The 8,569-nt window shown below is 45.3% G+C and carries 9 protein-coding genes; all 9 read left to right on the plus strand.

The window, feature by feature from the left end:
- The first annotated feature begins 4 nt into the window (after positions 1-4).
- Positions 5-1,525, plus strand: coding sequence for an anthranilate synthase component I family protein (locus AF333_RS31270; RefSeq protein WP_043063542.1), 1,521 nt, complete (start codon positions 5-7; stop codon positions 1,523-1,525).
- On the plus strand, positions 1,522-2,106 hold the full coding sequence (gene pabA / locus AF333_RS31275; protein WP_043063543.1) for an aminodeoxychorismate/anthranilate synthase component II: 585 nt from the start codon (positions 1,522-1,524) through the stop codon (positions 2,104-2,106). The genes AF333_RS31270 and pabA overlap by 4 nt, the downstream gene beginning before the upstream one ends.
- Before the next feature lie 22 nt (positions 2,107-2,128).
- Positions 2,129-2,974, plus strand: a complete 846-nt coding sequence (pabC, locus tag AF333_RS31280) for an aminodeoxychorismate lyase (protein ID WP_043063544.1) — start codon at positions 2,129-2,131, stop codon at positions 2,972-2,974.
- A gap of 31 nt (positions 2,975-3,005) precedes the next feature.
- The gene (folP, locus tag AF333_RS31285) at positions 3,006-3,845 is read left to right on the plus strand and encodes a dihydropteroate synthase (protein WP_080787528.1); all 840 of its coding nucleotides are present in this window, start codon (positions 3,006-3,008) and stop codon (positions 3,843-3,845) included.
- 6 nt (positions 3,846-3,851) lie between these two features.
- On the plus strand, positions 3,852-4,226 hold the full coding sequence (folB, locus tag AF333_RS31290; RefSeq protein ID WP_043063546.1) for a dihydroneopterin aldolase: 375 nt from the start codon (positions 3,852-3,854) through the stop codon (positions 4,224-4,226).
- On the plus strand, positions 4,219-4,764 hold the full coding sequence (folK, locus tag AF333_RS31295) for a 2-amino-4-hydroxy-6-hydroxymethyldihydropteridine diphosphokinase (RefSeq protein WP_043063547.1): 546 nt from the start codon (positions 4,219-4,221) through the stop codon (positions 4,762-4,764). The genes folB and folK overlap by 8 nt, the downstream gene beginning before the upstream one ends.
- A gap of 124 nt (positions 4,765-4,888) precedes the next feature.
- On the plus strand, positions 4,889-5,920 hold the full coding sequence (dusB, locus tag AF333_RS31300) for a tRNA dihydrouridine synthase DusB (protein ID WP_043063548.1): 1,032 nt from the start codon (positions 4,889-4,891) through the stop codon (positions 5,918-5,920).
- Between the two features lie 191 nt (positions 5,921-6,111).
- Positions 6,112-6,591, plus strand: coding sequence for a transcription elongation factor GreA (greA, locus tag AF333_RS31305; protein ID WP_043063549.1), 480 nt, complete (start codon positions 6,112-6,114; stop codon positions 6,589-6,591).
- A 98-nt stretch (positions 6,592-6,689) separates the two neighbouring features.
- Positions 6,690-8,219, plus strand: a complete 1,530-nt coding sequence (gene lysS / locus AF333_RS31310; protein ID WP_043063555.1) for a lysine--tRNA ligase — start codon at positions 6,690-6,692, stop codon at positions 8,217-8,219.
- Positions 8,220-8,569: the final 350 nt, after the last annotated feature.

The following is an 8,569-nucleotide window of genomic DNA, read 5'->3' on the forward strand; positions in this document are numbered from 1 at the left end:
ATGAGTGAAAAAGCCTGAGGAGTGGACTGAGCAGTGGCTTACACAATACGAGCGCGTACCGCTATGGCAAAAAATAAAGTGGACAAGCCAAGACCCGTGGCGGTTATATAAAAAGTTGCTGAAGCAAAGTGCATACGCTTTTATTCTGGAAAGTGGAAGGGTTGGCCGTTATACGTACGTAGGAGCGGATGCAGTAGCCTCCCTTGCATATAAAAACAGCCAAATAAGCGAGAATGGAAATCCTTTCTCGTCTGTATTATCGGATCCGATGGCTACGGTGCGTCGGTGGATGGGACATGAATTCTCTCCAGGGACAGAGGAGATGGCCCAGGCTGGGTTACCGGATTGGACAGGCGGTTCGGTTGGCTATATAAGCTATGATATGGGGCGTTACTATGAGGCGTTGCCTCGCGCAACGGAAGATGATTTGCAACTGCCTGACGTTTATCTAATGCTGGTGGAACAACTGTACGCCTTTGATCATGAGACAGGTGATGTGTTTATTATCGTTCATGTGGGAGAGCGATCTAGCCTGCATGTTATAGAACAAGGGAAAAAGCAGATCCGAGAAATGGAAGAAATACTTGAAGCAACAAAAGGTGAGATAGAAGAATCTCCTGCACCGGATATTGAAGGAATAAAAGACAGATCTTTGAAAGAAATGACAACGTCATTTGAACAGACGGATTTTGAACATGCTGTTAGACGGGTACAGGAATATATTGCAGCAGGTGATGTTTTTCAGGTAAATCTTTCCGTTCGGCAGACAAGGAAAACGGATGCAGAAGCCGAAGAAATATACGAAGTGTTACGCGCTATTAATCCATCACCTTATATGGGATTAATTAGATTTCCAGAATTTCAACTCGTTTCCGCCTCCCCTGAGCTTTTGCTACAGGTAAAGGGAAACCAGCTTAGCACACGTCCGATTGCGGGTACACGTCGCCGTGGACATACGGAGGAAGAGGATGCGGCATTGGTACAAGAATTACTGGAAAATGAGAAAGAAGTCGCCGAACATATTATGCTGGTTGATTTGGAACGTAATGATTTAGGACGTGTGAGCCGTTTTGGAACGGTACATGTTGATGAACTTATGGCGGTCGAGAAGTATTCGCATGTTATGCATATTGTTTCCAATGTCGTAGGTGAGATGGCGGAAGATAAAGATATGTACGATGCAATTATTGCGGCATTTCCGGGTGGTACGATTACCGGGGCTCCGAAAGTGCGGACGATGGAAATCATCGAAGAATTGGAACAAGTAACAAGAGGACCATATACAGGTTCTATGTGTGTGCTGGGTTTTGACGGCAATGCTGTCTGTAATATTATTATCCGGACATTAATCCTAAAGGACGAAGAGGCGCATGTGCAGGCCGGAGCAGGAATTGTAATTGACTCCACGCCAAAAGCAGAGTATTATGAATCATTAAAGAAGGCGGAAGTGCTGTGGAAGTCGCTTTCTTTAGCTGAAACTAAACGAAGAGTCGAGAAGAGTATGAGAGAGGAGAGTCGAGTATGATTGTAATGATTGATAACTATGATTCGTTTACGTACAATTTGGTACAGTACTTGGGAGAGATGGGGGAGGAGTTGCATGTCGTACGCAATGATCAGCTTACATGCGATGAGATTGCTGATCTGGCCCCTTCCTATCTGATGATTTCGCCGGGGCCATGCACACCGAATGAAGCGGGAATTAGTCTTGAAGCAATAGAGCGGTTTGCAGGCAAAATCCCGATTTTCGGCGTTTGTTTAGGGCACCAATCAATTGCTCAAGTATTTGGTGGCAATGTCATTCGTGCACAGCGATTGATGCACGGGAAGACGTCGCAGGTCTTCCATAACGGAGAAGGTGTTTTTGCGGGATTGCCTAATCCATTCCGTGCGACCCGTTATCACTCGCTTATTGTAGAGCGGGAAAGCTTACCTGATTGCCTGGAGATTACGGCAGAGACGGCGGAAGGGGAGATTATGGCGCTTCGCCATCGTGAATTACCGGTGGAAGGAGTGCAATTTCATCCGGAATCGATTATGACGGAGCATGGCAAACAATTATTGCGCAATTTTTTGACGCGCTATGCCCCGCTTAAGAATATATAGACAAAGGAGCAAGGAGCGAATCGTGAAAGTATTTCTCGATGGGCGCATTATGGATAGTACGCAAGCTGTGATCTCGCCTTTTGATCACGGCTTTCTTTATGGTCTGGGTTTATTTGAAACAATGCGGGTGTACGGAGGACATATCGCGCTTTTAGAACAACATTATCATCGTCTGTGTAAAGCGGCAGAAGAATTGGGTATTGTCATTACGATGACCCGTGAGGACTTGCGATTTGCGATATTGGAAACATTAAGCGCAAACGGACTGAGCGATGCATATGTGCGGCTTGACCTAACAGCGGGGGATAAAGGGCTGGGTCCGTACGCGGGACTGTATGACGAACCTCATTGGCTGATTTTCGTCAAACCATTGCCTGAGTTCCCTCCGTCCTTGTATGAAACAGGTAAGAGGTTACAAGTATTAAAGCGGCCACGCAATTCGCCGGAGGGAGAATTGCGTTTCAAGTCTCATCATTATATGAATAACCGTTTTGGTAAAATGGAAATTGGACCTGAACCGGATGTGGAGGGGCTCTTCCTTACAGAGAATGGATGCCTTGCAGAAGGGATTGTATCCAATCTGTTTTTCGTAGCGGAAGATGTCATTTACACACCTGATATAAAGACTGGAATCCTGCCTGGGACAAGGCGAGAGTTCGTTATGGAATTAGCGGAGTCTCACGGGTTTACCGTACAGGAAGGCTGGTATTATATCGAGAGGCTGATGGTAGCAGATGAAGTATTCATAACGAATGCTGTACAGGAAATCGTACCGATTCATACAGTGAATGAAACGAGAATCGGACAGGGTACAATAGGAACGATTACCAAAAAATTACTTGAGCTGTATCGGAGACACATTGTCTGACAGTAAGAGTGTGATGGAAAGAAGGGGAATTATGCAGAAAGGAATACAGGCAGGAGCGTATGAATTGCCTGTCCATCGACGAACGTTGGTTATGGGAATTCTCAATGTCACACCGGATTCCTTTTCGGATGGGGGTCGTCATCATACGACAGAGCGCGCGCTCGAACATGCGCGTCAGATGATAGAGGACGGAGCCGATATTATCGATATTGGAGGCGAATCAACGCGTCCTGGTCATGAGCCGGTAGGTATGGAAGAGGAGCTGGAACGGGTCATTCCAGTCATTGAAAGATTAACAAATGAGATAGATATTCCATTATCTATCGATACATATAAAGCTGAAGTAGCTCGCCAAGCTGTTCATGCCGGTGTGCATATTATCAATGATATATGGGGAGGCAAGGCCGATACGATGATGCCGAAAGTTATGGCTGAATCCGGCTTGCCGGTCATATTGATGCACAATCGTGATAATAAGGAATATACGAATTTCATAGCTGATATGCTGAATGATATGAGCGAGTGCATTGACTTGGTAAAAGAAGCAGGGGTGGAACATAATAAAATCATTCTTGATCCTGGTATTGGGTTTGCGAAGACATATAAGCATAACCTTGAAATGATGTATCATATGGACAAGCTTGTAGCACTCGGATACCCGGTGCTATTGGGGACATCACGGAAAAAGTTCATAGGTAAAGCACTTGGCGATATGCCGGTAACGGAGCGGATGGAAGGAACGGCGGCGACAGTAGCACTCGGTGTAGAGCGAGGGTGTCGTATTGTTCGGGTGCATGACGTAAAGCCGATCGTACGTGTCTGTCGTATGATGGATGCGATGCTGTATGACTGGCAGCAAGATAAGGAGTGACGCTAAATGGACAGGATTTTGTTCAATAAGATGGAGTTCTGGGGTTATCATGGCGCTTTTAAGGAGGAGAACAAGCTTGGACAGCGTTTCTATGTAGATTTGGAGCTTTATTTCGATTTATCGAAGGCCGGTCGTAGCGATAATTTGGAAGATACAGTGAACTATGCGGATATCTACAAGACGGCGCAGCAAATCGTTGAGAAGGAAAAATACGAATTGGTGGAAGCCATTGCGGAGCGTCTGGCGACGAAGATCCTGGATGGATACATGTTAATTGATGAAGTGCTTGTCCGCGTAACTAAGCCGGATCCTCCGATACCCGGTCATTACGAATCCGTAGCGATAGAGATTCGGCGCAGTCGGGCGGGACATAATGCATAATCGGCTCAACCGGGCATTTCTAGGTCTGGGTTCAAATATTGGCGATAGAGAAAATATTCTTAGCAGAGCGGTGTATCTAATTCATCAAGTAATTGGTGTAGAGGTCCTACAAAGCTCTTCCCTTTATGAAACCGATCCGGTGGGATACACAGATCAGGATGTATTTCTGAATATCGCAATCGAAATTGAGACGTCGCTACCCCCGAAAGAATTGCTGACCCATATGCAAAGAATCGAAACGCTGCTAGGAAGAACACGTATGATTCGCTGGGGTCCCCGCACGTTGGATATTGATATTTTGTTGTATGGACACGAATATATTCATAGCGGGGATTTGCAGGTTCCGCATCCAAGGATGATGGAGCGTGCGTTTGTTTTAGTTCCCCTCGCCGAGATTGCGCCAGAAGCCCCTATTACGTATAAAGCGGGAGAAGAGATTCACCATACACGTGTTAAGGACGTGCTGGAGGGTATAGAGGACAGAGAAGGTGTACGGCAGTGTGGAAAGTTCGATTGGAAACATGTGGGTGGAGAATGAAAAAGATGAAAATAGTTGAAATGAGAAAAACGTATGATAAAATAGGGAAATAATTAGCGGCTTTTTTGCTTATACAAGGAATAGCCCATGCTTTTTACACAAAGTATATGTGGAAGGTGGAAATATGGCTAACCTAAAAATTGGAAACATCGAGCTGAAGAATAACGTAGTGCTCGCTCCGATGGCTGGTGTATGTAATCCAGCTTTTCGCCTGATTGCCAAGGAATTCGGAACGGGACTGGTTTGCGCTGAGATGGTTAGCGATAAAGGAATTGTTCACGGAAACAAGAAGACGCTTGAAATGCTGTATGTAGATGAGCGCGAGAAGCCGTTGAGTCTACAGATTTTTGGCGGCGACAGAGAAACGCTGGTGAAAGCGGCGAAGTACGTGGATGAGCATACAAATGCTGATATTATCGATATTAATATGGGCTGTCCAGTGCCGAAGATTGTTAGTTGCGATGCCGGAGCGCGATGGTTACTTGATCCGGGGAAAATCGAGGAAATGGTATCTGCCGTAGTTGAGAACGTATCGAAGCCAGTTACGGTAAAGATGCGTATCGGCTGGGATGAGGACCATATCTACGTAGTGGAGAATGCGAAAGCGGTAGAACGTGCTGGTGGCCAGGCTATCGCTGTACACGGTAGAACGCGTGTGCAGATGTACCAGGGCACCGCGAACTGGGATTATATTCGCCAAGCGAAAGAAGCTGTAAGTATTCCAGTTATCGGAAACGGAGACGTTGCAACACCAGAAGACGCAAAGCGTATGATTGAACAAACAGGCTGCGATGGTGTGATGATTGGACGTGCCGCTCTGGGCAATCCGTGGATGCTGTACCGTACGGTTGAGTATCTTACCAAGGGTGAACTGCCGGCGGACCCGACACCACGTGAGAAGATAGAGATAGCGCTGCTGCATCTAGATCGCCTGATTAAGGTGAAAGGTGAGAAGGTTGCCGTTCTAGAAATGCGTAAGCATGCGGCCTGGTATCTTAAAGGATTACCAGCATCAGCACACATTCGTGATGAGATTAATGTACAGGAAACGCGCGAAGGTATGGCCAATCTCCTGTTATCTTATCTGGAGAGAGTGGAAGCCAAGGCTGCGGAATATGAAAGCAAACGTCAGCAGGAGAAGGTAGAAGCGGTATAACCATAAGATTTGACATTTAGTCAAAGGCTACCATATAATACCTTCATATCTGCATGAGAAACTGCCAGTGCATGCACTGGCAGTTTCATATATGTTTGTCAATTGCATAAAAAATACAATTTTATCATACACTCTACGATACATCAGGCGTACGAAAACAATAGAATGGATTATGATGGGGGAATGCGAAGATGGCTGAAAAAGAAGTAATCTTAACCGCAGCGGGCTTACAGAAGCTCGAAGAAGAACTCGAACAGTTAAAGACGGTGAAACGTCGTCAAGTAGCTGAACGTATTAAAGAAGCGATTAGCTTCGGAGATCTGTCTGAGAACTCAGAGTATGAAGAAGCAAAGAATGAGCAGGCTTTCATTGAAGGGCGTATTATCACGCTAGAGAAAATGCTGCGCAATGCACGCGTTATTAGTGGCGAAGAGCTGGATACCGGAATAGTGAGCATTGGTTCTACCGTAAGGGTAAAAGACCTGGAATTCAATGAGGAAATGGAGTTCAAGATTGTAGGTTCTGCAGAATCAGATCCGATGCAGAATAAAATTTCCAACGAATCGCCAGTCGGATTGGCCTTAATTGGCAAATCAAAAGGCTCAACGGTGGATGTAAACGTTCCCGCAGGTGTGGTGCGCTACGAAATTCTTGAGATTAAAGTAGACTAAATGTCTGTTTTTGGCTAAGCTCCTTCGATTCCGTAGGAGCTTTTAGCCAGTTTTAGGCTAGAATGAAGGTAAAAGATTTTGAGGAGTTGAACGCAAGCATGTCTCGACAAGAAGAGTTAAGTGAACTGGAACAAATTCGTCGTGAAAAGCTACATACATTGCGCGAAAGCGGAGTTGATCCGTTCGGCAAAAAGTTTGAACGTTCCCATACGGCCAAAGAGATTGTGGATACATATGGGGAGCTTGAGAAAGAACAGTTGGACGAGCAAGGGATTGAAGTGTCGATTGCGGGCCGGATGATGGCGAAGCGTGGCCAGGGAAAAGCAGGGTTTGCCCATCTACAGGACCAAAGCGGTCGTATTCAGATTTATGTGCGGCAGGATCAGGTTGGAGAACAGGCTTACGATATGTTTAAGCTTTGTGATATTGGAGATATTCTTGGTGTGACTGGGGTTATTTTCAAAACAAAAACCGGAGAGACAAGCGTTAAAGCGAAAGAGGTCACTTTACTGGGTAAGTCTCTTCGTCCGCTGCCGGAGAAGTTCCACGGACTAAAAGATGTGGAAACTCGTTACCGTAAACGCTACCTCGATATGATTATGAATCCGAATGTAAAAGATACATTTATTGCCCGCAGTTTAATTCTGCAATCGATGCGTCGTTATTTGGATGAGCGCGGCTATCTTGAGGTAGAAACACCGACTATGCACAGTATTCCGGGGGGAGCTGCGGCACGTCCTTTTGTTACACACCATAACGCCTTGGATATGCGTTTGTATATGCGTATTGCGACAGAACTGCATCTAAAGCGTTTGATCGTGGGTGGTCTTGAAAAGGTGTACGAAATTGGACGTATTTTCCGGAACGAAGGAATTTCCACACGCCATAACCCTGAATTTACTTCAATTGAATTATATGAGGCGTATGCGGATTATAAAGATATTATGCGCTTAACAGAGGAGTTGGTTGCGCATATTGCACAGGATGTATTTGGAACAACGCTATTCAACTATCAGGGACATGAAGTACAGTTGAAGCCCCAGTGGAAGAGAATTCACATTGTAGAAGCAATTAAAGAAGTGACGGGTGTCGACTTCTGGCCTCAGATGAGCGATGAAGAAGCGGTAGAGCTTGCGAAAAAACATAACGTTCCGGTACCGCCGGGAGCTAAATACGGTCATATTGTTAATGAGTTTTTCGAGCATTTTGTGGAAGAGAAGCTTATTCAGCCAACGTTTATTTATGGACATCCGGTCGAAGTCTCGCCGCTTGCGAAGAAGAACGAAGAAGATCCGCGCTTCACGGACCGTTTTGAACTATTCATTGTAGGACGTGAGCATGCTAATGCATTTACCGAGTTAAATGATCCGCTCGATCAGCGTCAACGTTTTGAGGCACAGCTTTTGGAGAGGGAAGCTGGAAATGACGAAGCTCATATGATGGATGAGGACTTCCTGGAATCATTGGAATATGGCATGCCTCCAACAGGTGGATTGGGCATTGGTATTGACCGTTTGGTAATGTTGCTCACTGATTCTCCGTCGATTCGTGATGTGCTGCTGTTCCCGCTCATGCGTGAGCGTACAGTAGCGGAACAAGCAGGAGAAGAAGCTACAGAAGAATCATAGAATGAATGGAAGAGAGGCAGGCATAAAAGCTTGCCTCTTTTTTAGAATGCTGGTATAGAAAGAAAGATGTTAGCTGGATTAAAATATTTATCGATAAAATAAAAATAAAGGCTTGCTTTTTAACTTGTCCACATGATATATTGATTAAGTCGCTTTTGAGAGCGGCACATAAAATTTTGTTGGCAAGTAAAAAATAAAAAAGTTGTTGACAAAAAAGATTATCTGTAATAAGATAAAGAAGTCGCCGCTGAAACGCGGTGAAGTACGAAAGACAAAGTTCCTTGAAAACTGAACAGTAACACTCGAATGTGTGCGAGTATATAAAAATTACCCACGAAAGTGACGAGTCG

Source organism: Aneurinibacillus migulanus (assembly GCF_001274715.1).
Classification (GTDB): Bacteria; Bacillota; Bacilli; order Aneurinibacillales; family Aneurinibacillaceae; genus Aneurinibacillus; species Aneurinibacillus migulanus.

Excerpts from the sequence above, each read along its gene's own strand:
- pabA (WP_043063543.1), top strand. The coding sequence starts at position 1,522 with ATGATTGTAATGATTGATAACTATGATTCGTTTACGTACAATTTGGTA.
- folP (WP_080787528.1), top strand. The coding sequence starts at position 3,006 with ATGCAGAAAGGAATACAGGCAGGAGCGTATGAATTGCCTGTCCATCGA.
- folB (WP_043063546.1), top strand. The coding sequence starts at position 3,852 with ATGGACAGGATTTTGTTCAATAAGATGGAGTTCTGGGGTTATCATGGC.
- folK (WP_043063547.1), top strand. The coding sequence starts at position 4,219 with ATGCATAATCGGCTCAACCGGGCATTTCTAGGTCTGGGTTCAAATATT.
- dusB (WP_043063548.1), top strand. The coding sequence starts at position 4,889 with ATGGCTAACCTAAAAATTGGAAACATCGAGCTGAAGAATAACGTAGTG.
- greA (WP_043063549.1), top strand. The coding sequence starts at position 6,112 with ATGGCTGAAAAAGAAGTAATCTTAACCGCAGCGGGCTTACAGAAGCTC.
- lysS (WP_043063555.1), top strand. The coding sequence starts at position 6,690 with ATGTCTCGACAAGAAGAGTTAAGTGAACTGGAACAAATTCGTCGTGAA.